The following is a 23729-nucleotide window of genomic DNA, read 5'->3' on the forward strand; positions in this document are numbered from 1 at the left end:
AAAGGGAGCCCTATTGAACTCCCTTTTTAGTTTTTATTTTTTCTTTGACCAACTCAAATATAATAGGCAGTACTGAAATAAAAATGATCAGTAGTACCACTTTCGAAAAGTTATCTCGAATAATTGGAATATTACCCAAAAAATAGCCAGCTAACGTTATACCGCCGACCCACAATACCGCCCCAACAACGTTATAAGTGATAAAAGTGCCGTAATTCATTTTTCCGATTCCGCCAACAAATGGTGCTAGCGTACGTACAATAGGGACAAAACGGGCAATTACAATTGTTTTACTACCATATTTGTCATAGAAAGCATGTGTTTTGGCAATCTGCTCATCCTTGACAACCTGTTTGCCAAAAAGTTTGATTTTTGTTAATCGCATCCCGAAGTGCTTTCCTATGGAGTAATTCAGCGAATCTCCAGTTACCGCTGCTATCAACAAAATCAAGATCATTAACCACACATTAAGGTCATTTGGTTGTGCAGCAAGCATTCCGGCAGCAAACAATAGGGAATCTCCGGGCAAGAAAGGCATGACAACAACACCTGTTTCAACAAAAATAATGAGAAACAAAATAAGGTATGTCCATAGCTGATAGTCGTTGACGATTTCAACCAAATGCTTATCAATATGGAGAATAAAGTCAATAAGATGTGTAATTATTTCCAAAACCGATCAGGAGATTAAGCGTTATTCAACATTACTGGCATAACCAACATTAAAATATCCTCATGATCTTCGGATGTAGCAGGAATCAACAAACCGGCACGATTTGGTGTGCTCATTTCGATAACCACTTCTTCGCTTTCAAGGTTGTTTAACATCTCCACCAAAAACTTGGCATTAAAACCTATTTCCATATCATCGCCTTCAAATTGACATGACAAACGTTCATGTGCCTCATTAGAGAAATCCAGATCTTCAGCTGAGATATTCAATTCGCTACCTGAGATCTTCAAACGTACCTGGTGTGTTGTTTTATTCGCAAAAATTACAACCCTTCTTAATGTATTTAAGAAAAGTAGTCTATCAACAGTTAGCTTATTTGGATTAACCTGCGGAATCACTGCAGCATAGTCAGGATAGCGCTCATCAATCAAACGACAGATCAAATTGATATTGCCAAAGCTAAAAAATGCATTTGTCTGATTATATTCGATAGATACTGTTGTATCATCCGAAGGTAGTGAAGACTTAAGCAGAGAAAGTGCTTTCTTAGGTAAAATAAGTGAAGCAGGTTTTTCAGCACTGATATCCGATCTGGTGTAACGTACCAATTTATGTGCATCTGTAGAAACGAAAGTTACATTTTTCTCGGCCAATTGTACCAAAACCCCAGACATTGCCGGTCTTAATTCGTCATTGCTCACCGCAAAGATGGTTTTACTGATAGCTTCTGAAAGAACCGGAGCAGGCATTTGGATAATAGATCCGTTATCAATAGACGGAATTTTAGGAAAATCATCTGCATTTTCTCCGCTCAATTTATATTTACCGTCACCAGCACTAATTTCAATAGCCAATGTATTCATGTCTACTGAAAAAGCAACGGGTTGATCAGGGAGAGTTTTTAATGTTTCTATCAAAATCTTTGAAGGCATTGCTACCCTTCCTTCTTCTTTTGCTTCAATCTGTAAAGAAGTAACCATACTTGTCTGCAGATCGGTAGCAGAAATAGTCAAGTTATTGTCTTTTATTTCAAAAAGAAAGTTTTCCAATATTGGTAAAACAGTACTTGTACTAGATGCTCCATTGATAGCTTGTAACTGCTTTAATAAAATTGATGTTGATACAATGAATCTCATTTCCTAATTACTAATTATTATGTGCAATAATACACAAATTAATCAATATTTTTCGGTTTTGTAACTGCCTTTCTTTCCACATACGAAGATTTATTACACGTAAATAAGCGATTGTATTTCAATTAATAAGCACACTTCCAAAAGTATAGAAAGCAAATACACCCTTATAAATCACAATATTTATTACATTTGTATAATAGCAATAGTGTATGCAGTTTAAAGATATCATTGGGCATAGAGACATCAAAGAACATCTTGTTCGTACGGTTCATGAAAACCGTGTGAGTCATGCGCAATTATTTCTTGGCCCAGAGGGATCCGGAAGCCTTGCGCTAGCCTATGCTTATGCTCAGTTTTTAAACTGTGAGAATAAACAAACGACCGATAGTTGTGGCGAATGCCCTTCCTGCCGAAAATACAGCAAACTGATCCATCCAGATTTGCACATGTCTTATCCGTTTATTGCCAAGCACAAGGAAGATACAGCGACAGATTATGCTGAAAACTGGCGAAAATCCTTTTTAACCAATCCTTACATGGGGTTGGAATACTGGCGAAACCTGTTGGATGCAGATAATAAACAGGTCAATATTAATATTGCCGAAGCACATGGTATCATCAAGAAATTAAGTCTTAAAGCATTCGAAGCTGAATATAAAGTTTTGATTATGTGGTTGCCCGAATACTTGGATACCCAAGGCAACGCATTATTAAAATTGATTGAAGAGCCGCCCGAAAAAACGTTATTTATTCTTGTTGCAGAAAATCAAGATAAAATTTTAAATACCATTATTTCACGGACACAGCTGGTAAAAATAAAAAAACTGGGTCATACCGAAGTCGTTGATTACTTGAAAACAATGCATCATCTTTCCGATCAAGAAGCATCCGAGATAGCTTTTATAGCGGACGGAAACATACAGGAAGCATTGAATCAACTCAACACACAGACCAATAATCATTTCGGTATTCTGGTCAACTGGTTACGATTTATTGTATCGGATGCTGGTACAAATATGATCTCTTTGGTAGAAGAGGAATTGTCTAAAATGGGGCGTGAAAATCAAAAAAGCTTTCTTTTTTATGCGATCAATATAATGCGACAGATTATTTTGATCAAAGAGGGGCTATCCAGTTTGGTATTTTTACCTGCGAAAGAATTGGACTTTGTTCAAAAATTTGCAGTTCATTATGATATAGAACAAATTGAAGCAACAATAAATCTATTTGAGGAAACGCACTATTTTGTCGAAAGAAATGCGAATCCCAAAATATTATTTTTAGATTTATCTTTGCAATTAACATTAATGTACAAATACAAAACGTTTCCGAAAGGAACTCAATATATATAAATAGAAAACTATGGGATGTGGCAGTTGCTCATCCGGCGGAGGTTGCGGTACTACCACAGTAAATGGTACACCGGCGGGATGCCAAAATAATGGCTCTTGCATGACCAGCGGATGTAATAAATTAGATGTATATGACTGGCTTTCCGATATGGATATGCCATCAAACTATAAACCCTTCAATATCGTAGAAGTACGGTTCAAAGGATCTCGAAAAGATTTCTTTATTAATGTAGACAACCTTTACCTTGAAATGGGCGAAATGGTCATTGTAGAGCCCTCAACAGGTGGATATGATGTAGGCCACATTTCTTTGACTGGTGAATTGGTTAGATTACAGTTAAAAAAGAATAATGTTACCCCGGAGATGGTAACAAAAAAAATCTATCGGAAACCGAATGAAGTGGATGTAGAAAAGTATAATGCGGCAAAAGATCTTGAATGGGAAACCATGCATAAAGCGCGTAAACTTGCTTTAGACTTAGGCTTATCGATGAAGATTTCCGACGTAGACTATCAGGGGGATAAAACGAAAGCAACGTTTTATTATACAGCAGAAGGTCGTGTGGATTTTCGTGAATTGATCAAGAAAATGGCCGAAGCATTCCGTATACGGATTGAAATGCGACAGATCGGTATGCGACAGGAAGCAAGCCGTCTTGGCGGTATCGGATCCTGTGGCCGCGAGCTATGCTGCTCTACTTGGCTGACAGACTTTAAAACGGTATCGACTTCAGCCGCCCGTTATCAGAACTTATCATTAAATACGTTAAAGCTGGCCGGGCAATGTGGCAAATTGAAATGCTGTCTCAATTATGAATTGGATAGTTATATGGATGCATTGAAAGACATTCCAAATAATATAGATCGTATTGAGACACAAAAAGGTGTCGCTTATCTCCAGAAAACTGATATCTTCAAAAAAATGATGTGGTTTTCTTTCCCAGGAGCAGAAAACTGGATTGCTATGCCAGTTCAACAGGTCAAAGAACTTGTTGAAATGAACAAGCAGGGAATTAAACCTGAGGCTATATCAAGTGTAATAGATACCGAAGAAATCCGAGAGGAAAAGATTGTCAATTACGATTACGAGAATGTAGTCGGTCAAGATAGTTTGACACGTCTGGATGATCGCAATAAAAGGAAGAAAAAACGGAAAACGAAAAGCAATAATGCCAAACCGGAAAATAAAAATAGCCAGAAAAACGATAAAGCTGAACAAAACTCTCCAAAGCAGGTGGTAGCAAAACAGCAGAGCAATACGGATAATGCAAACACGGCACCGACGGGCAAAGAGAATAAAGAAGGTCAAAATAATCGACCAAAAAAACGCTTTAATCGTCATAGAAATAAAAACAAAGGCAACAATAACAACACTGCCTCAAAAACAGAATAAAACGGATATGCCTAATTAAAAATATTAGGCATATTCTATTTATATAGATTTAAAATGAAACTAAAGGCTTTTCTTTTTGGAATTTTATGTATTGGTGTATGGACATCTTGTGACCAAACTGCCATTTTAAATGAAAATAAACCTATCGAAAATAAGACTTGGTTACATACTTCACATCCTCGTTTTCAATTTCATATTAGCGACAATACGAAGAAATATGATGTATTAATGGATGTACGCCATACTCCAGAATATGCTTTCTCTAATCTTTTTGTTTTGATTTATCAGCAAAATCCTGATAAAAAAACACATACCTTCCGCAAGGAAATTAAATTGGCAAAATCAGATGGAAGATGGGCGGGAAAATCATCCGGTAGCCTCTACAATCAACAGGCTATCCTGCATAAAGATTATATATTTCCGGACACCGGATTATATACGATATCCATTGAACAGAATATGCGGGAAAACCCCTTGCAAGAAATTACAGATATTGGATTAACCGTAATACCTAAATAATGTGGACTTTCCTACGATATCTGCTTCTTCCTTTTTCCATTATTTTTGGATTAGTCGTATGGTTAAGAAATCGGCTATATGATTTCCATTTGCTACCAGCCCAATCTTTTCAAATTCCTACCATCGTAATTGGTAATTTAGCTATTGGTGGTACCGGTAAGAGCCCCATGACCGAATTTGTTGTCTCCTATCTCAGTAGTAACTACAAGGTAGCTATCCTCAGCAGAGGATATGGCCGGAAGACCAAAGGATTCCGGACAGTACAAATAGATTCTTTGGCAACTGATGTAGGCGATGAACCATTGCAATTCAAAAACAAGCTTCCAAATGTCACAGTAGCGGTATGTGAAGATCGTTGTACTGGAATAGAAAAACTTCAGTCGGATCATCAGCTTATTATCTTGGATGATGCCTTTCAACATCGAAAATTATCAGCATCATTTAATATCCTCTTATTCGATTTTAGATCTTTTTCTCAACCGATGTTTGTTTTTCCTGCAGGAAATTTCAGAGACTTACTTACTGAATCTAAACGAGCGCAAATCATAGTCGTTACAAAATGTCCGCCTAACATTTCTAGTGAGGAAAAGATACACATAGAAGAAAAACTCCGTCGTTATAATAGAGAGGCCTTGATCGCATTTAGTCATATAGACTATTTTGAGCCTGTTAGTGCTGATGGGAGACCAATTGATATCCGAGATAAGGATATCATATTAGTGACTGGTATTGCCAGGCCACAGCCGTTGCTAGATCACGTCAAGAAAAAAGCGAACGCTGTCAATCATATTTCTTTTGGAGATCACCATACATTTAACGACTCCGATATTGACCAAATCATAAAAGCTTTCCAATCGCTAAATAGCAGCAATAAAATAGTATTAACCACGGAAAAGGACTATCAACGGCTAAAGCCATATAAAGATCGTTTCGATACGATAGAACTCATCTATTTACCAATTGGACTTAAATTTAATGATCCAGAGCAAAGAGATCACTTTTGTAATATTATAAGTGAAACAGTCGCATTAAGTGTTAATCAACCTTAAATTTTGTTAAGGGCTAACATTTTAGTAAACTTTTTAGTCAAATTTATATTCAAAAAGAAAGTAAACTTAAAATATAAAGCGATGAAAAAGAAAACTTTAATGGTAATAAGCGGCCTACTTCTGGCGACAACAGTTTCTTTTGCGCAACAGCGCCAACAACGTAGTCCCGAAGAGCAGGCAAAGATGCGTGTGGAACATCTTGACAAACTACTCACACTTAATCAAGTGCAAAAAGATTCCATCTATAATCTTACATTAAGCCAAGCCCAACAGCGAGCGGCAATAAAAAGTGATGGTGGAGACCGCAAAGCAAATATGGAAAAGTTTAAACAGCTTCAAGAAGCGCAGGCAACTAAAATAAAATCCTGGCTCACTCCGGATCAGGTAAAGCTATTCGATGAACAGCAAGAAAAAATGAAGGAGAGAATGAAAAAACGTTCTGAAAACTAATTTAATGGAGAAGGTCGATTATTTATCGACCTTTTTTATGATTTAATCTATGGTTAGCTCCAAATAATAGAAGTATACTTCTCTATAACATAGGACTTATAAAGCCTTGTAATACCATTATTAGGTCTTTTAAGACCATTTATCCTTCCAAGTAAGCTTATCCTTTCTTTTATATCAAAAGCGATTCCCACCCTTTATTTAAAACAAAACAATCGTTATCTATTGTATCTTGCAGAAAAAACACATATACCATTGATAATAAACAAGATACACAAACATGTAGCGTTAAAAATTTGTTAAAGTAACATACTTGATACAATATAACCCCCACATTAATAGTTTTTATATCAAGAGATCATAGTTGTAACTTTTTAAATACAATAGATATGAAAAAGCTAATTTTAACAAGTATAGGATTGTGTCTGGCACTTAGCCTGACATTCGCCCAACAGGTTACACCTGAAGAAACCGCTGCGAAAGCTACTACCGAACTGGTACAAAAGCTGAATCTGAATGATGAACAGAAAACTGCTGTATCCTCTATTCTATTGGATCAAGCAAAAGCAGAAGAAACGATTCTAAAAGACAGCACTTCCACGGCTGCTGCGAAAGGAGAAACTCTGAATAAACTTCAAACAGAAGTAGATACAAAAGTCAGTCAATTACTGACAGAAGATCAAAAAACTATTTATCAGAAGGTAATTGCCGAACGTCCGGCAAAAGCTGTTCCGACAACGACCGAACCTTCTAAAACAGAATCCAGTTCAAACTAACAAAATATTGGTATTTAACAATAAAAGACATTTATAGATTCATTGAATAATTCATTTAAAATTAAACATCATGAAAAAGTTATTTTTAACCGGTATAGGTTTCTTCCTAGCGATGAGCCTTACCTTCGCTCAACAAGCAACTCCAGAGGAAAATGCCACTAAAGTTGTAACCGAATTGGTCACGAAGCTTACGCTGAATGACGAACAGAAAACTGCTGTATCAACAATTGTACTGGACCAAGAAAAAGCAGTAGCAGCTCTAATACAGGATTCTACAACTACTCCGGATGTGAAAAAAGAGAGTATTGCAAAACTCCAAGGCGAATCAGATAACAAGATTGCTCAGCTATTGACAGATGAACAGAAAGCAGCTTTTCAAAAATATATCGAAGAGCGGCCTCCAGTAAGCATTCCTACAACACCGACACCAACGGAACAAAAGGAAAATACGAACGAAAACAGCAATCAACAACAACAATAATAATTCCGTTTGATGGAATTATTAAAACTCCGGATATGCTTTGGCATATTCGGAGTTTTTTTTAAACCATTATTTATGCGATAACAGCGGATATCCCAAAAAATAAGTTAACACTTGATAATTTAATAGCTTAAATAATGCTTTAAAAGAACGTATAAAATAGCATAAAAAGGGGCTACCCATTTTGGATAGCCCCTTTCCTTTAACTCAATATCAGGCGACACTATGATTTCAACTTTTTCATAATGTCACTGACATAAGTTTTAAATTTCTTGTCAGTTTCAATTAAATCCTCAACGGTTTGACATGCATAGATGACAGTTGAATGATCTCTTCCTCCAAAGAATGCACCAATCGATTTAAGTGAAGATTTTGTGTGGCTTTTCGCTAAATACATCGAAATTTGCCTGGCCTGCACGATTTCACGCTTTCGGACCTTTGACTTTACCATATCCACAGGAACCTCAAAGTATTCGCAAACTAATTTTTGAATAAAATCCATTGAAATTTCCTTATGTGTATTTTTCACAAAATTCTTCAACATCGATTTTGCCAATCCCAGATCAATTTCCTTTTTGTTCAATGTTGATTGAGCCAATAAAGAAACCATTGCTCCCTCTAACTCCCTAACACTGTTATCGATCTGTGTTGCAACATATTCCACGACATTTTCAGGTAATTCAATGCCATCAGAGTACATCTTCTTCTTCAAAATCGCCATTCTTGTTTCGAGATCTGGAATTTGAATATCTGCAGATAATCCCCATTTAAAACGACTAAGCAAACGTTCTTCTAAGCCAGCCAAATCCTTCGGTGCTTTATCAGAAGTCAAAATAATTTGCTTTCCAGATTGATGCAAATGATTGAATATATGGAAGAAGATATCCTGTGTTTTCTCTTTACCAGCAAAGTTGTGCACATCATCCATGATAATGACATCCATTGCTTGATAAAAATTGACGAAATCATTGATCGTATTGTTTTTCAATGAATCGACGAACTGTTGACAGAATTTCTCACAGGACACATAAATGACCAACTTATCGGGAAGATTTCTTTTAATTTCATTACCGATAGCTTGGGCAAGGTGTGTCTTTCCCAAACCTACATCACCATAAATCATTAAAGGGTTGAATGATGTACCTCCCGGTTTGTTTGCTACTGCATAGCCTGCAGAACGAGCAAGACGGTTACATTCACCTTCAATAAAATTCTCAAATGTGTAGTTTTGATTCAATTGCGGGTCAACCTGCAATTTCTTTAATCCAGGAATAACAAACGGATTTTTGATATCTCTGTTCAAAGATACCGGTACAGGAATAGATTGTCTCTTACCCTCTGCCCCATTGCCATTCGATGGAAGATTAGTCGTATAGGGATGAGAAGCCGATGACTTCTCAACTACAATATTGTATTCCAATCTACCTTGCTCTCCTAGAAACTTCTTTACGGTCTTGCGAAGGATACCCACATAGTGCTCCTCCAACCACTCGTAAAAAAATAAGCTAGGTACTTGAATAGTTAAAACGTCACCCTCCAAACGGACTGCTTTCACAGGTTCAAACCAGGTCTTGAAACTTTGCGCTGGGATATTATCTTTGATAATCGAAAGACAATTATTCCAGACACTTGAATACGTTTTTTCCATTCTAAAATTGTTAATAAGTTGATTTACAATACGCGACAAAAAATATGTTGATAACTTTCTCTGAGAACGAAGATGACAAAAAAAAATCAGCTAAAAAACTAAAATATAAAAAAAATATCAAAATTCTATAAATCAGTCAGTTACCTTGTAAAATTGTGGAAAACTCGAGCTAAAATTGATCTCTAAAAATAATTATTAACATTCCAAATTTATTTCAAAAAAAAGAACAAAAAAAGTAGTAAACATACTACGGTTCAGTCTTAAACGTATAGTCCTAAATTAACCAAAATAAAAGCGAAATACAACCTTTAGTTCATATATTTTTAATATTAAATTTATAAGAATTTAAAGTAGGCTTAACAACCTTACTGAGCTTCTCTTTATCGCCTCTTAAGGCTTTATCAAATCAAAAAAGACGGTCGATTCGAAGCTGTACAACAGTTATTTCTGTAACAAGATAGAATCCAATTTAATTCAAAAAAAAAGGAAATCCATAGTAGGATTTCCTTTTTTTGAAAATATATAGCAGAATTTAGCCCACCATCGTATGGGTAAATTTTCCATCGCACATTTTCTTTCCCTCTTCCACAATGGCAGCTGCGTCATAATGAGAACTTTTCCACTGTGCATTCTGTTCAGCATGCTCAACAATACGATCAGGGATTCCCAATCGTACAACCTGACTATTGTATCCGTGGTCAGCCATAAATTCCAACACAGCTGAACCAATTCCGCCTTGAAGGCAGCCATCTTCAACTGTAATTATTTTTTTGAACTTTTTAAAGACCTGATGCAATAAAGATTCGTCTAAAGGTTTCACAAATCGCAAATCATAATGTGCAGGATGTATTCCCAATTCGTTCAATTGTTGTACAGCCTTGACAGCTTCATTTCCAATAGCTCCAAAACTTAGAATAGCAAGTTCTTCCCCTTCAGTAATCACCCTTCCTTTACCAATTTCAATTTCTACAAATGGACGGCGCCAATCCGGCATTACACCATTTCCTCTTGGATAACGAATGACAAAAGGCCCCTTGTTAGGCAATTGCGCCGTATACATTAAGTTTCTGAGCTCTTCTTCATTCATCGGAGCAGAAACAGTCATATTCGGAACACAACGCATAAAAGCGATATCGTAAGCACCATGATGTGTAGCTCCATCCGCACCTACTACACCTGCGCGATCCAAACAAAATACTACATTTAAATTTTGTAAAGCAACGTCATGTATGACCTGATCATAGGCACGTTGCATAAACGATGAATAGATATTACAGAAAGGTAATAGTCCCTGTGTCGCCAAGCCAGCACTAAAAGTGACAGCATGTTGTTCGGCAATACCAACATCAAATGCCCGGTCCGGCATTGCGTTCATCATGATGTTCATTGAAGAACCTGAAGGCATCGCTGGTGTTATACCAACTATTTTTTCATTCGCCTCTGCAAGTTCGACCATAGTATGTCCAAAAACGTCCTGATATTTTGGTGCCACTGGTTTTTCACTCGAAGATTTTTTTATCTCTCCAGTAATTTTATCAAATAAGCCCGGTGCATGCCACTTCGTCTGATCTTTTTCAGCTAATGCAAACCCTTTTCCCTTAACTGTGACCACGTGCAATAGTTTGGGACCAGGTATATGTTTGAGATCTTCAAGAGTCTTAGCCAATTTCTTTACATCATGTCCGTCAACGGGACCAAAATATCTAAAGTTTAATGACTCAAAAAGGTTAGCATTCTTTAATAAGGTCCCTTTGATACTTTTCTCTAATTTTTTAACGATACCGAGCGCATTTGGACCTACTTCAGAAATTTTGGTCAGCACAGCTGCGATATCATCCCGAAATCTATTGTATCGTTTTGATGTTGTAATACTAGTCAAATATTCTTTGAGGGCTCCAACATTGGGATCTATAGACATGCAATTATCGTTTAGAATCACCAATAAATTAGATTTAGCGATCCCTGCATGGTTCAATGCCTCAAATGACATTCCACCGGTCAGAGCGCCGTCTCCAATAACTGCAATATGCTGACGGTCTTTTTCTCCTTTAATTTGGGAGGCCACAGCCATACCCAAAGCAGCAGAAATTGAAGTAGAAGAATGTCCTACACCAAATGCGTCATACTGGGATTCAGAACGGTTCGGAAAACCCGAAATACCATTCTCAATACGATTTGTATGAAATATCTCACGACGTCCGGTCAGAATTTTATGACCATAAGCCTGATGTCCTACATCCCATATCAATTGATCATAGGGAGTATTCATTACGTAATGTAATGCCACCGTTAACTCAACGACTCCCAAACTTGCTGCAAAGTGACCACCGTTCACCGAAACCTGATCAATAATAAATTGACGTAATTCCTGGCTTAGTTGTTCTAATTGGTCCTCCTTTAGCTTTTTAAGATCAGATGGATCGTTTATTTTACTTAATAGTTCTCCAGCCTCAAATTGCATAGTACCGCTATTTTACATTAAATGTTTACACAAAGTAACGACAATTTTATTTAATCTTTAAAATAAATCGCACTTGTATATTGAACTACAACAAATAAAAACAGCAATAGTTTCTATGTGAACGATTCCAAAAGATTTTATTACGTAAATTTGTATAAGATATGCAAGTAGAAGAAGGTTACGAAATCAGGCTTCCTCAATTTGAGGGACCTTTTGATTTATTACTATTTTTTATCGAGCGGGATGAACTGAATATTCATGATATTCCCATTTCGAAAATTACCGATGATTTTTTGTCTTATGTAAGTCAAATGCAGGCACTCAATATGGAGATGGCCAGCGAATTTATCTTTGTAGCCTCTACATTGATGCGTATAAAAGCGAAAATGCTGCTTCCTAGACCGGAGCTGGACGAAAATGAGAACGAAATAGATCTGAGAGAAGATCTTGTTCAGAAACTTATTCTCTATAAGCAATTTAAAGACATATGTGAGTCCCTAAGAGAAATGGAGGAAAACCGGCTTCAATTGTATAGTAGAGGTAATATTCAGTATGACATACGTCAACGCCTTCAATTGGATGCAACAGGTGAAAATCTGGACAGTTTTGATCTGTATGGTCTGATGATGATCTATGAGCAGATGATGTATCAATTTCGCAATAGACCGGCCGAGGTAACACACACTGTGGTGAAGTATCCCTATACCATTGAACAACAGAAAAAGGCAATAGCCGAACTTATTGAAATCAATAAAAAATTAGATTTTCAGGAACTGCTGAAAAACTCTGAAAACAAGGTTCAATTCGTCTATAACTTCCTAGCAATTTTAGAAATGCTGCAGCAACGACTTCTGCAGATTGAAGTAGGATTGGGATATAACAATTTCAATGTCGAAGAACGGGATCCCAAACAAGAGGATTTAGTACTCGAAGAAGAATTAGAACAATAAAAAACGGTTGTTCAATAAGCTGGACAACCGTTTTTATTATTGCGTAAACATTTCAACATCAAAATACTTCAATACCACTCATTGAAAAATCCGCTGTTTCCTATAGGCATTTTAGTTTAATCCTTTTTTTTGAAAGCATTCCAGCCCTGTGCAGTAATTGGATAGAGATTTCCGGATTTAGAAATCATTTCGCAGCCTTCTGAAGCCGCAGTCATATAGCCTATAATACTAATGTCAGGTAGATTCTTGATCTTATCATGATCCGATTGAGCAATTGTAAATAGGAGCTCATAATCCTCACCTCCATTAAGTGCTGCTACGGTCGGGTCGATACCGAACTCACGTCCCGTATCGTAGGTCATCTGGTCCAATGGAATTTTTTCCTCATACAATCTACATCCTTTGTCCGATTGCCGGCAGATATGAAGTATTTCAGAAGCCAAACCATCCGAAATATCCATCATCGAAGTGGGTATAATCGCTAATTTTGCAAATAATTCAACAATATCTTTTCTTGCTTCCGGTTTTAGCTGACGTTCAACAATATAGTCTTTGCCTTCAAGATCTGGTTGCACATTTGGATTTTCCAGATAAATGTTCTTTTCTCTTTCCAATAGCTGCAATCCCATGTAGGCAGCTCCCAAATCCCCAGATACACACAATAGGTCACCTTCCTTTGCTCCATTACGATAAACAATCTTGTCTGCCTCGGCATAGCCTATGCTAGTTACAGAAATTACGAGGCCCTGAGCCGAAGCCGAAGTATCTCCGCCGACCAAATCAACATTATACTTTTTGCAAGCTATCAAAGCACCCTGATAGATCTCTTCTACTGCCTCTAGTGGAAATTTGGAAGATAACCCAATAGAAAAAGTAATTTGGGAAGCAATTCCGTTCATCGCATAGATATCACTCAAGTTTACCTGTACTGCCTTATATCCCAAATGTTTTAGAGGTACATATCGCAGATCAAAATGAATACCCTCCAGGAGCAAATCAGTGGAGATCAAAGTTTTCTTTCCCTGAAAATCCAATACGGCCGCGTCGTCACCAATTCCTTTAATGGTAGATTTTTCAGTCAGCTCTACCGCCTTACTTATATAATCAATTAAACCAAACTCACCCATTTCTTCCAAATTGGTACGCTCAGTATTATCAAAATCAAACATGTCAAAAAATTTTAAATTTCAAAATATCATAATGCCATTACGAATATTGCCATAACCCGGATGGATTGGACAGCTAACAGCAATACAAAATATATCGATATGAAAAACAATCTGTTATCATATCGATTATTATCAAATAATATGCAAATTACTAAAGTCCTAAACTTGCTGATATCTCTAACATGCGCTCAATCGGGCGTTGTGCGCGAAGTATAACATCTTCAAGAAGCAGAATTTCAGGTGATTCATATTTCAAACAATTATAAAGCTTCTCAAGCGTATTAAGCTTCATGTGAGGACAGTCATTACATGCGCAGGCATTATTTGGTGGTGCAGGAATAAAAGTCTTTTCAGGACTAGCTTTTTGCATCTGGTATAGAATACCAGATTCTGTCGCAACTATATAAGCTTGCGCGCTATCTGTCTGCGTAAACTTAAGCATTCCTGCAGTAGAGCCTACATAATCTGCTTTAGCCAAAATATGATCCTCACATTCAGGATGCGCAATAAATTTAGCTTCCGGATATTCACTCTTTAAGCGATCGATCTTATCCTGTGAAAAAATTTCATGAACCATACAAGCACCATTCCAAAGCACTAAATCACGTCCAGTTTTTTTCTTTACATAGGCACCAAGGTTACGATCGGGTCCAAAGATGATCTTCTGATCTATAGGGAGGCTCTCAACAATCTGGACAGCGTTACTTGATGTGCATACAATATCTGATAAGGCTTTTAATTCGGCCGTACAGTTTACATAAGTAATTACCAAGTGATCTGGATATTGCTCCTTAAACTTAGCAAACAGGTGTGGTGGACAGGAATCTGACAGCGAACAGCCAGCTTTAGCGTCTGGCAGGATTACTTTCTTTAATGGAGATAGTATCTTTGCCGTCTCCGCCATAAAATGCACTCCGGCAAAGACTATTAAATCAGCATCCGTTTTTGCAGCTTCCTGGGATAAACCTAGACTATCCCCAATATAATCTGCAATATCTTGAATTTCAGATTCCTGATAGTAATGTGCCAAAATTACAGCATTCTTTTCTTTCTTTAATCGTTGGATTTCAGCTACTAAATCCAATGAAGGATCAATCGGAGCATCATTATATCCTTTTGCCTGAAGCTCATAATTTACAATTTCCATGCGGGTACTTTCAACAGTTTATGAACAACAAAAATACACATTGTTATAAATATAAAAGTCAATAAAAAGCAAATTAATCAAATCGGTCGTTGGAACAAATAGCTATATATAAGATATTTTAAGTTAAAAAAGTATAATTAAAAGAAATAATTAAAAATATATCTCGATTTAAACCCTTTTAGAGTCGAATATTCGGAAAAATACCAAACAGCCTCCGCATTATCGCAAGCTCAAAGACTTTGTTTCAAACTCTTTCAAACCAAGAAAATCACTTTCTCCCATTTTCTTGCTCATTGAACGTTCTTAGGCATAATACAAAGCAAGTAAAAATATAGCACAAACGGAAGCTTTATTTTTTAACATTTTCATAGTAAAGGATCGTCTACCCAGTAGAATCCAAAATCAAATAAGAATTGGGAAACAGTAAGGTTTATAGAAATCTAAAGACGTCGAAGCTGGAAATAAAATACATCGAGCGACCGTAGTATTCGATACAATCACTTCAGATCATTTTCGGGGTGATATCAGCCAAATAGAATCTAAAAATCTAGGAAATAAAGTCTTTTAGAATACAATATTTAGGTAGGATAGTAGGAAGGAAGGTTTTTAACAAAATCTCATGACCTTTATTTCATTCAAATTTATTCTTTAAATCGATAATAATCAAAGTAAAATTCAATAAAGGTATTTTTTACAATCCATTCTTAATTAAGGTCGATGAGAATCGGATATTTTTAATCTGCTGTGATATGATGTATTATAAAGCATTCTCAGGGGCTATAAACAGAAAAAATTCTTGTTGTACGTGCAAACCAAACTCTCAGGTCGAGCCATCGGAACAGTTATGTTTATCAGGGTAGCCAAAGCAGTAGCTCCACACAGGCTCATCCATAATGCAAAAAGATGACAAATTTCTTGGTCCAAAGCTCCTTAGAATATGCTAGAATTTTTATCTACAAAAGCGGGAGAAAATAGCGTACACTCAGCGCTTCTAACTAGCCTTTACCGGTATATCATAAGTAAACAGCTATACAATTTGATATTTATGCAAAAAGAATATAAATTTTTCTAAATCAAAACCTCAATGGCTTTAAACTAATAGTCCTAGCCAGGCTTCTTAATTTAAATAGATTGGAAACTGGAGATTTAGAAAAGATAAACTATGCATTCTAAATAATATATATAATTTTTATAATATAAAGTTATAATTTTATATTATAACTAAAAATATTAAAAAAATTATTTCTAGTTCGATGAAAAAAGGCCGCTAGAATCTGGTAAATCAAATGGCATATCAACAATAAAAATTTACAGCATGCTGAGCCGGTTAATTCTGAAACAAGCTCGCTGAGAATAGGATAAAACGTACATTGTATCCGATCAGAGCTTTTATCGAAATCTAAAAGACTTTAAATTATAACACTCAAAATCAAAAAATGACTTTGGCTCGCAAATATAGTAAGAATGTTTGTTCAACAATGAAATTTCTAATAATAATTAGATATCATCCAATACCTAAACGATTTGCAAGGTGCTTTTCCTTCCCCATATACTTTCAAACTGTATTAAAATCCAATAAAAAATTAAGAGAACATCTCAAAAACATATATTCAATTGTAATCGAGTTTATTTTTTCAAAAATTTATATCAAAATGTTCCAGAATACGCTAAATACAAATAAATTTTGCGAAGAATTATATATCCCAAAGAAATAAGCCTTCAAAACGTTGACGGCTATGTACTTTATTACAAAGAGGCCCTTAGATTACGGTAAAATGAAAAAAAAATATTTTAAAGTCCAATTCCAAAATCTAAACGACTTCAGGCTGCATAAAAATCAATTACATCCCAATTTCGGATCTACTTATTTCTGGAAAACACTCGGAAAAACGCTTTCACATTAAAATCACCGTAAAAAATTCGGAAAAAAATAAAAATATGCCAATCTAAGCGATTTAATTCACAAAAATTTCTATATCAAAAAATTTTAAACCGCTTGAGCTTCTCATAAAATGAAATTGAAACCAAATGCGGCCAAATAACTTGCTCTAAAAGGAGCAAAAAATCAATTTTTATTTTAAAATCTACAGAAATCCCAATACAAGCTCTTTTATAATTTCATAAAAAGTTATTTAAAAAGTTTTTAAAAAAATATCTAACTCTAAAAAGGTTAAAAAAACCTTTAAAATCTAAATTTTCAAAATAAACTCGTTCAGAATGGAATATTTAAATAGGAGAGTTTATCCCCAACCAAATATTCCATTCTGAATAGGTTTGTTTCGATGTTGACAAAACTAAACAAAGATTTTCGAACGTATTCCACAATCTTTTTTTTCAATAAATACTAATTTTTTAAAATAGAGATTCTCTTATTGTTTATTAGGGTGTGGAAAAGTGGTATAAATTGATCTCTGTGAATTTTGATTTTAGGTTTTTACAGAGTTTTCAACAATTTTTCAACAGAATTTATGGATTAAAGAGCTGATTTTTAAAATTCTAATTTTTGACGTTTTTTATTTTCAATATTTTTTTGTTGAATAGTTCATGTCTAAAAAATGTGGAAATCTGTCAAATTTTGTGCGGAAAAATAATGACAATTCCTGGCCAGAGTAGGGGATTTGTGGATTGTTAAATACTTTTCATTTTTATTTAACCTTTTATTTACACGTTTTCCACATTTTTCGTTAATTTGAACCGTCACTTTTGGGATAATTTGTGAATTTTAAAATATATGGCAGATAGAAAGGTAGATTTTTTGGTCATTGGATCAGGTATTGCCGGATTAAGTTTTGCGTTAAAAGCTTCTAAATTTGGTAAAGTATTGATAGTCACCAAGTCCAATGAGGATGAGTCTAATACGAAATATGCACAGGGGGGAGTGGCTGCCGTTGTGGATAAGTCTGATAGCTTTGAAAAGCATATCGTTGATACTCAGATAGCTGGAGACGGATTATGCGATGTGGAAATTGTGGAAAACGTAGTTCGGGAGGCGCCAGATCGGATTGCTGAACTTATCGCCTATGGAACTTCCTTTGACAAGGAGGAATCCGGCGTATATGACCTTGCTAAAGAAGGGGGGCACTCCGCTCATCGGATTCTTCATTATAAAGATATAACCGGTTATGAAATAGAAAGAGCTTTATTGGAACAAGCACATAATGATCCCAATATAGATATTGTGACACATTATTTTGCTATTGATCTAATTACCCAGCATCATATGGGGGAGTATGTGGATAAGAACAGGGATGATATTACCTGCTATGGAATTTATGCGTTCAATACTTCCTCACACCTGGTGGACAAAATTTTAAGTAAAGTAACCGTTATGGCCTCCGGTGGAGCTGGACATGTATACTCAAGTACCACTAATCCGACAATCGCGACCGGTGATGGTATAGCAATGGTTTATCGTGCTAAGGGAAAGGTACGTAATATGGAGTTTATGCAATTCCATCCAACCTCTTTATATAATCCTAAAGATTCTCCGGCATTTTTGGTTTCTGAAGCTGTTCGTGGATTTGGAGGGATCCTAAGACGTTTAAATGGTGAGTCTTTTATGGAGGAATATGACGAACGAGCTTCATTGGCTCCTAGGGACATTGTCGCAAGGGCAATCGATGCGGAAATGAAAAAGTCGGGTATGGATTACGTATATCTGGATATTACCCATAGGAATAAAGAGGACATCATCAAACACTTTCCGAATATTTATGAAAAATGCCTTTCTATAGGGCTGGATATGGCTACAGACTTTATACCTGTTACTCCGGCCGCGCATTATTTATGTGGGGGCATTTATGTGGATGATTTCGGAAGAAGTATTATACGCAATTTATACGCTTGTGGCGAGTGCTCGTCAACTGGATTGCATGGAGCAAACCGCTTAGCGTCTAATTCACTGCTCGAAGCTCTTGTATATGCCCATAGGATATTTTTGGACGCTACCAAAACTATTGGATCAATGCAATATGTTGCCAACGTTCCTGATTGGGATGACTCCAAGACTTCACTTTCTAACGAGGATATTTTGGTGAGTCACAATCTACGGGAGTGCCAGAAAATAATGAGTGATTATGTGGGCATTGTACGATCAGATTTTAGGTTAGAACGGGCGCTAAAACGCCTACATCTATTATATGAGGAAACGGAGGATTTTTATCGTAATACTAGGCTATCTGTAAAGCTTTGCGAACTGCGTAATGTGATCCAGGTCGCCTATATTGTGACCAAGTCCGCTATGTTAAGAAAAGAGAGTAGAGGTCTGCATTATACAACCGACTATCCTCAGCATTCAACCGTATTACAAGATACTATATTCTAATAAACATGGCACTTATTTTACCTGTTCTGGACAAATCTCCTATGATTGCAGAAGAATGCTTTCTAGCACCGAATTCGACTATTGTAGGGGATGTGGAGATTGGGCACCATTGCTCGATATGGTTTAACGCCGTAGTACGTGGCGATGTCAATTATATCCGTATTGGTCATTATACGAATGTACAGGACGGTGCTGTTATTCATTGCACGTATAAAAAAAGCGGTACAACCATTGGTAATTATGTTAACATAGGCCATCAGGCAATGGTACACGGTTGTATAGTGGAGGATTATGTGTTGATTGGAATGGGGGCGATAGTGATGGATAATGCCGTGATAGAATCTAATGTCATTATCGCTGCCGGTGCCGTCGTTTTGGAGAATACACGATGTGAGTCCGGATTTTTGTATGCCGGGGTTCCAGCCAAAAAGATAAAAGCGCTAACTGACGAACAGAAGGCGCTTTTGCAACAGTTGCCACATAATTATGTATTATATAGCTCCTGGTTTTAGCTTAAACGTATTAGCAATAGCTTTTCGTTATATTTTTTAAAACTGAATTTTATTCCTTTTTGAGTCCACTTAATGAAAAGCTATCTTTTTGTTCCCAGTTCGCCCGTATGGTAAAAACTTTATTTAAGTAGACAACAGGTTCAGGGAAAGTCTTCTTTTCAACATCGCCGGTATCCCATATTCCATTATTATTGTTATCCCGAATGACACGTAGGGTATACTTACCTCCTGGAAACTGTTTATAGGCTACCGAGGGAGTATTGCTATTGATTTTGTCTATCCTATAGATCTTATCTTTTTTCTCACTGATAAGCTCGACCAGATAGGTTGTATTACTATCCAGATCCGTAAAATCAAATGTTAGATCCCCATAGTTCTCACTATCATCATAGGTAAGATCAAATTTTTTCTCTTTATTATGCTCTCCGAAATACCCTGTTATAGCACCTTCGGTAAATTCAATTTGATATTTTTTATCCTTTCTCCAGTTATAGCGGATATGGTAGATATTGGCGTCATTTGTGTCCACTGCCAATTGATAATTTGTTCTTACGAGAGAATCTTCTTTGAATTTGAGCTTCGCTTTATCTATATTTTTTATTGGTGTAAAAGCCGATACCTGTAAATGGTTGATCCGATCTACTTTTCCATTATTGGGTGTGAATTGAGGATCAATTACCTGCTCTATTTTTACATTTCCCTTTCTGACAAGGATCGTATCCAGCGGGTTTTCATTTTCCGTTAGCACTAATTTTAGCGAATCTATTTTTAGATTCGGAAGAAATAGCGACGCGGAGTCTGAAGATTTTGAAAAGCGGACTATTTTATCCTTGTTATTTAATTCATCATTCAGTATACTCAGTTTTGGTTTATCTATCCTTCTATTGAAGACAAGCAGTACACTTCCATTTTTTTCAAATTTCTTTTCTTGGGTACGGAATTTCTTTGGAATTGCTTTGAATACTTCGAGATCGATATTTGTTAAATCATGTTCCAATACAATTGAATCTTTCAGAAAACCTATTTCTTCATCGGGTGCATTATAGATTCGGTCATTGTTCTTTTCCTGGAGCGCATAGATGCGATATGTCCCTTCACGTAGGTTATTAAGCTTGTAATTTCCGGCTGTATCTGTGATTGTAAAGATATTTGCTTTCTTTTTTCCGAAAATAGAATCCTGGCTTGTGGGAATTAAGAGAACTTTAACCTCTTTTAAGACCTCTTTTGTTATAGCACTCTTTACATTTCCCGATATACTAAGCGAGTCTATTTTATCACCTGTTGCAAATACATAGGCATAATTTACCAATGCATTTCCTGCGTTATAATCTACAAGACCTTTACCGAAATAGATGCTATAGGTCGTGTTTTTTTCAAGAGAATCCGGTAATGTGATTTCCAGATTTTTTTTCTTGATTTTGAAATCGGGATTGCTCCCCATATCCGGGGTGATGCTGAATTCCTTTTGTTGATTAGCCAATTTGACATACTCATCAAATGTGATGACAATCTTTTTATCGGTAAAATTCTTTGAAAAGTTTGCAGGACTTTCCTGTAGAATCTTTGGTGGAATGGAATCTTTTGGTCCTCCCGTTGGTTGTTGTATACTCGCGCATTGTATAGACAAGCCAATGAGCATTATAAACATGCTTAAAATAAGTAATCTCGCTTTTAAGCTATTTTTTAGCCTTTCTGAGCTACTTTTATTGCTTTCTAAGGAAGTTGTCATAAAAAATAAAATATTGTCGTAAATCGCTTATTTTAAGCTTGTTTATTTTTATTTGTAAAAACTTGATAATCAATATATTAACTCATGTGTACCATTAAAACACTGATATCCGACGGTGATACACCCGAAATCCTGGACGCTTGACCTAATGTTCTAGGTTTTACCTTTGCCAATTTCTGTCTAGCTTCTATTGAGAGTGAAGTTAGCAAACTATAATCGAAATCCGGATTAATTTCTCGATCTTCCATCTTCTTCATGCGGTTGACAATATCGATTTCTTTTTCAAAGTAGCTTTCGTATTTCAGATTAATCTCGGCCTGCTCTATGGTTTCATTGTCAAATTGCGAAACATACGCTGCAAAGCCTTCGTCGCCTTTTACGATGTCCTGTATATTAACCTGCGGTCTGGCAAGCACGTTGCTTAAACGTGTTTTCTGAGCAAGTGCGCTCGATCCTACTTCTGACAGAACGATATTCATCTTTTCCAGATTTGTGGAATTCTGTTTGAGGTATTCAATAATGCTGTTTGAATTTTGGATCTTATCCTGAACTTTCTTTAATCTTTCCTCTCCCACTAATCCTAGTTTATAAGCTAGTGGTGTCAGACGGATGTCTGCATTATCCTGGCGTAATAATAAACGATGCTCTGCTCTTGACGTAAACATGCGATATGGTTCTTCAGTTCCTTTTGTGACTAGGTCATCGACTAATACTCCAATATAAGACTCTGATCTTTTTAGAATAAGTTCTTTATCGTCATTGACACGTTGATGTGCATTTATACCGGCAAGGAAACCTTGCGCCGCTGCTTCTTCATAGCCTGTAGTTCCATTGATCTGTCCAGCGAAGAAAAGATGTTTTACCAGCTGAGTTTCCAATGTGAGATCAAGTTGCATTGGCGGGAAGTAATCATATTCTATGGCGTATCCAGGACGGTACATCTTTGCATTTTCAAAACCCGGAATCAGTTGCAATGCTTTTAGCTGTACATCTTCTGGAAGTGAGGTCGAGAAGCCATTTACGTAAATTTCTACAGTTTTGAAACCTTCTGGTTCTACGAAAATTTGGTGTCGTTCACGTTCTGCAAAACGATTTATTTTGTCTTCTATTGAAGGACAATAGCGCGGGCCTAATCCCTTAATCCGACCAGTAAACATAGGTGATTTTTCGAACCCTGTTCGGAGCATTTCGTGTACTTTATCATTGGTATATGTGATCCAACAGCAACGTTGTTCTGTTGGCATCTCGACATCAGTATAAGAAAAACGGCCTTTCTTTTCGTCACCCCACTGCTCTTCCATGAGCGAATAGTTAAGACTACGTCCATCTATCCGCGGTGGCGTGCCTGTTTTCATTCTGCCGGATTCGAAGCCCAGCGAAACCAGCTGTTCAGTTAGTCCGGTAGCGGCCTTCTCTCCTGTCCTGCCACCACCGAATTTTTTATCACCGATATGGATCACCCCATTTAGGAATGTTCCATTTGTTAGTACAACGGCATCAGATTCGATTTCTATTCCCATGGAGGTAATTACTCCGCATGCTTTTCCATTTTTGACGATGACTTCCTTTACGGTGTCCTGCCACATGTCTAAGTTTGGAAGAGATTCTAGTTGTAACCTCCATTCTTCTGCAAATCGCATGCGATCATTCTGTGTACGCGGACTCCACATGGCTGGGCCTTTCGAAAGGTTAAGCATGCGAAATTGAATAGTTGATTTATCTGCGATGATCCCGGTATATCCCCCCATCGCATCAATCTCTCTTACGATTTGTCCTTTGGCCACACCACCTATAGCTGGGTTGCAACTCATCTGAGCTATCACACCCATATTCATTGTAATAAGTAAAGTGGACGACCCCAGATTAGCCGCTGCTGCCGCTGCTTCACATCCGGCATGTCCGGCACCTACTACAATTACATTATATTTTTTAAACATCTTTTAATTCTTGTTCCACGTGAAAC

At 36.6% G+C, this 23729-nt stretch carries 18 protein-coding genes; 10 read left to right on the forward strand and 8 right to left on the reverse strand.

What is annotated here, in order from left to right:
* Positions 1–10: 10 nt before the first annotated feature.
* Together BWD42_RS13380 and dnaN are read right to left on the reverse strand one after the other, a co-directional pair.
* Positions 11–673, reverse strand: coding sequence for a DedA family protein (locus tag BWD42_RS13380; RefSeq protein ID WP_077436874.1), 663 nt, complete (start codon positions 671–673; stop codon positions 11–13).
* A gap of 14 nt (positions 674–687) precedes the next feature.
* Positions 688–1809: a DNA polymerase III subunit beta gene (dnaN, locus tag BWD42_RS13385; RefSeq protein WP_077436875.1), complete on the reverse strand. Its 1122-nt coding sequence runs from the start codon at positions 1807–1809 to the stop codon at positions 688–690.
* A 209-nt stretch (positions 1810–2018) separates the two neighbouring features.
* Between dnaN and BWD42_RS13390 the strand changes: the two genes are divergently transcribed.
* From BWD42_RS13390 to BWD42_RS13420, 7 genes are all read left to right on the forward strand, one after another.
* Positions 2019–3161: an ATP-binding protein gene (locus tag BWD42_RS13390; protein ID WP_077436876.1), complete on the forward strand. Its 1143-nt coding sequence runs from the start codon at positions 2019–2021 to the stop codon at positions 3159–3161.
* A 10-nt stretch (positions 3162–3171) separates the two neighbouring features.
* Complete coding sequence (locus BWD42_RS13395) at positions 3172–4554, forward strand: stage 0 sporulation family protein (RefSeq protein ID WP_175992057.1); 1383 nt, start codon at positions 3172–3174, stop codon at positions 4552–4554.
* A 54-nt stretch (positions 4555–4608) separates the two neighbouring features.
* A complete protein-coding gene (locus BWD42_RS13400) occupies positions 4609–5073 on the forward strand; it encodes a gliding motility lipoprotein GldH (protein WP_077436878.1) in 465 nt (154 codons plus the stop codon).
* Entirely contained in the window at positions 5073–6122 is a 1050-nt protein-coding gene (lpxK, locus tag BWD42_RS13405; protein WP_077436879.1) for a tetraacyldisaccharide 4'-kinase, read from the forward strand. The genes BWD42_RS13400 and lpxK overlap by 1 nt, the downstream gene beginning before the upstream one ends.
* An 81-nt stretch (positions 6123–6203) precedes the next feature.
* Complete coding sequence (locus BWD42_RS13410) at positions 6204–6572, forward strand: hypothetical protein (protein ID WP_077436880.1); 369 nt, start codon at positions 6204–6206, stop codon at positions 6570–6572.
* Between the two features lie 386 nt (positions 6573–6958).
* Positions 6959–7345, forward strand: a complete 387-nt coding sequence (locus BWD42_RS13415; RefSeq protein WP_077436881.1) for a hypothetical protein — start codon at positions 6959–6961, stop codon at positions 7343–7345.
* Positions 7346–7415: 70 nt separating this feature from the next.
* Positions 7416–7826: a hypothetical protein gene (locus tag BWD42_RS13420; protein ID WP_077436882.1), complete on the forward strand. Its 411-nt coding sequence runs from the start codon at positions 7416–7418 to the stop codon at positions 7824–7826.
* Positions 7827–8049: 223 nt separating this feature from the next.
* Here the strand turns inward: BWD42_RS13420 and dnaA are convergent, their stop codons facing one another.
* Positions 8050–9474 carry a chromosomal replication initiator protein DnaA gene (gene dnaA, locus BWD42_RS13425; protein WP_077436883.1) on the reverse strand — a complete coding sequence of 475 codons (1425 nt, stop codon included), beginning with the start codon at positions 9472–9474 and terminating at the stop codon, positions 8050–8052.
* A gap of 532 nt (positions 9475–10006) precedes the next feature.
* Positions 10007–11935, reverse strand: coding sequence for a 1-deoxy-D-xylulose-5-phosphate synthase (gene dxs, locus BWD42_RS13430; protein ID WP_077436884.1), 1929 nt, complete (start codon positions 11933–11935; stop codon positions 10007–10009).
* A gap of 161 nt (positions 11936–12096) precedes the next feature.
* Between dxs and BWD42_RS13435 the strand changes: the two genes are divergently transcribed.
* The gene (locus BWD42_RS13435) at positions 12097–12885 is read left to right on the forward strand and encodes a segregation and condensation protein A (protein WP_077436885.1); all 789 of its coding nucleotides are present in this window, start codon (positions 12097–12099) and stop codon (positions 12883–12885) included.
* 116 nt (positions 12886–13001) lie between these two features.
* On the opposite strand, the gene thiL is transcribed toward BWD42_RS13435, so the two are convergent.
* Together thiL and nadA are read right to left on the reverse strand one after the other, a co-directional pair.
* Positions 13002–14054, reverse strand: coding sequence for a thiamine-phosphate kinase (gene thiL, locus BWD42_RS13440; RefSeq protein ID WP_077436886.1), 1053 nt, complete (start codon positions 14052–14054; stop codon positions 13002–13004).
* Positions 14055–14205: 151 nt separating this feature from the next.
* Positions 14206–15201 (reverse strand): quinolinate synthase NadA, encoded by a 996-nt coding sequence (gene nadA / locus BWD42_RS13445; protein WP_077436887.1) that lies wholly within the window; start codon positions 15199–15201, stop codon positions 14206–14208.
* Positions 15202–17932: 2731 nt separating this feature from the next.
* Between nadA and nadB the strand changes: the two genes are divergently transcribed.
* Together nadB and BWD42_RS13455 are read left to right on the forward strand one after the other, a co-directional pair.
* On the forward strand, positions 17933–19525 hold the full coding sequence (gene nadB, locus BWD42_RS13450) for an L-aspartate oxidase (RefSeq protein ID WP_077436888.1): 1593 nt from the start codon (positions 17933–17935) through the stop codon (positions 19523–19525).
* A gap of 5 nt (positions 19526–19530) precedes the next feature.
* On the forward strand, positions 19531–20037 hold the full coding sequence (locus BWD42_RS13455; protein ID WP_077436889.1) for a gamma carbonic anhydrase family protein: 507 nt from the start codon (positions 19531–19533) through the stop codon (positions 20035–20037).
* Positions 20038–20086: 49 nt separating this feature from the next.
* Here the strand turns inward: BWD42_RS13455 and BWD42_RS13460 are convergent, their stop codons facing one another.
* Together BWD42_RS13460 and mnmG are read right to left on the reverse strand one after the other, a co-directional pair.
* Positions 20087–21766 carry an Ig-like domain-containing protein gene (locus BWD42_RS13460; RefSeq protein WP_077436890.1) on the reverse strand — a complete coding sequence of 560 codons (1680 nt, stop codon included), beginning with the start codon at positions 21764–21766 and terminating at the stop codon, positions 20087–20089.
* A 77-nt stretch (positions 21767–21843) separates the two neighbouring features.
* On the reverse strand, positions 21844–23703 hold the full coding sequence (mnmG, locus tag BWD42_RS13465) for a tRNA uridine-5-carboxymethylaminomethyl(34) synthesis enzyme MnmG (protein WP_077436891.1): 1860 nt from the start codon (positions 23701–23703) through the stop codon (positions 21844–21846).
* Positions 23704–23729 lie beyond the last annotated feature (26 nt).

Source organism: Sphingobacterium sp. CZ-UAM (assembly GCF_002000245.1).
Lineage (GTDB): Bacteria > Bacteroidota > Bacteroidia > Sphingobacteriales > Sphingobacteriaceae > Sphingobacterium.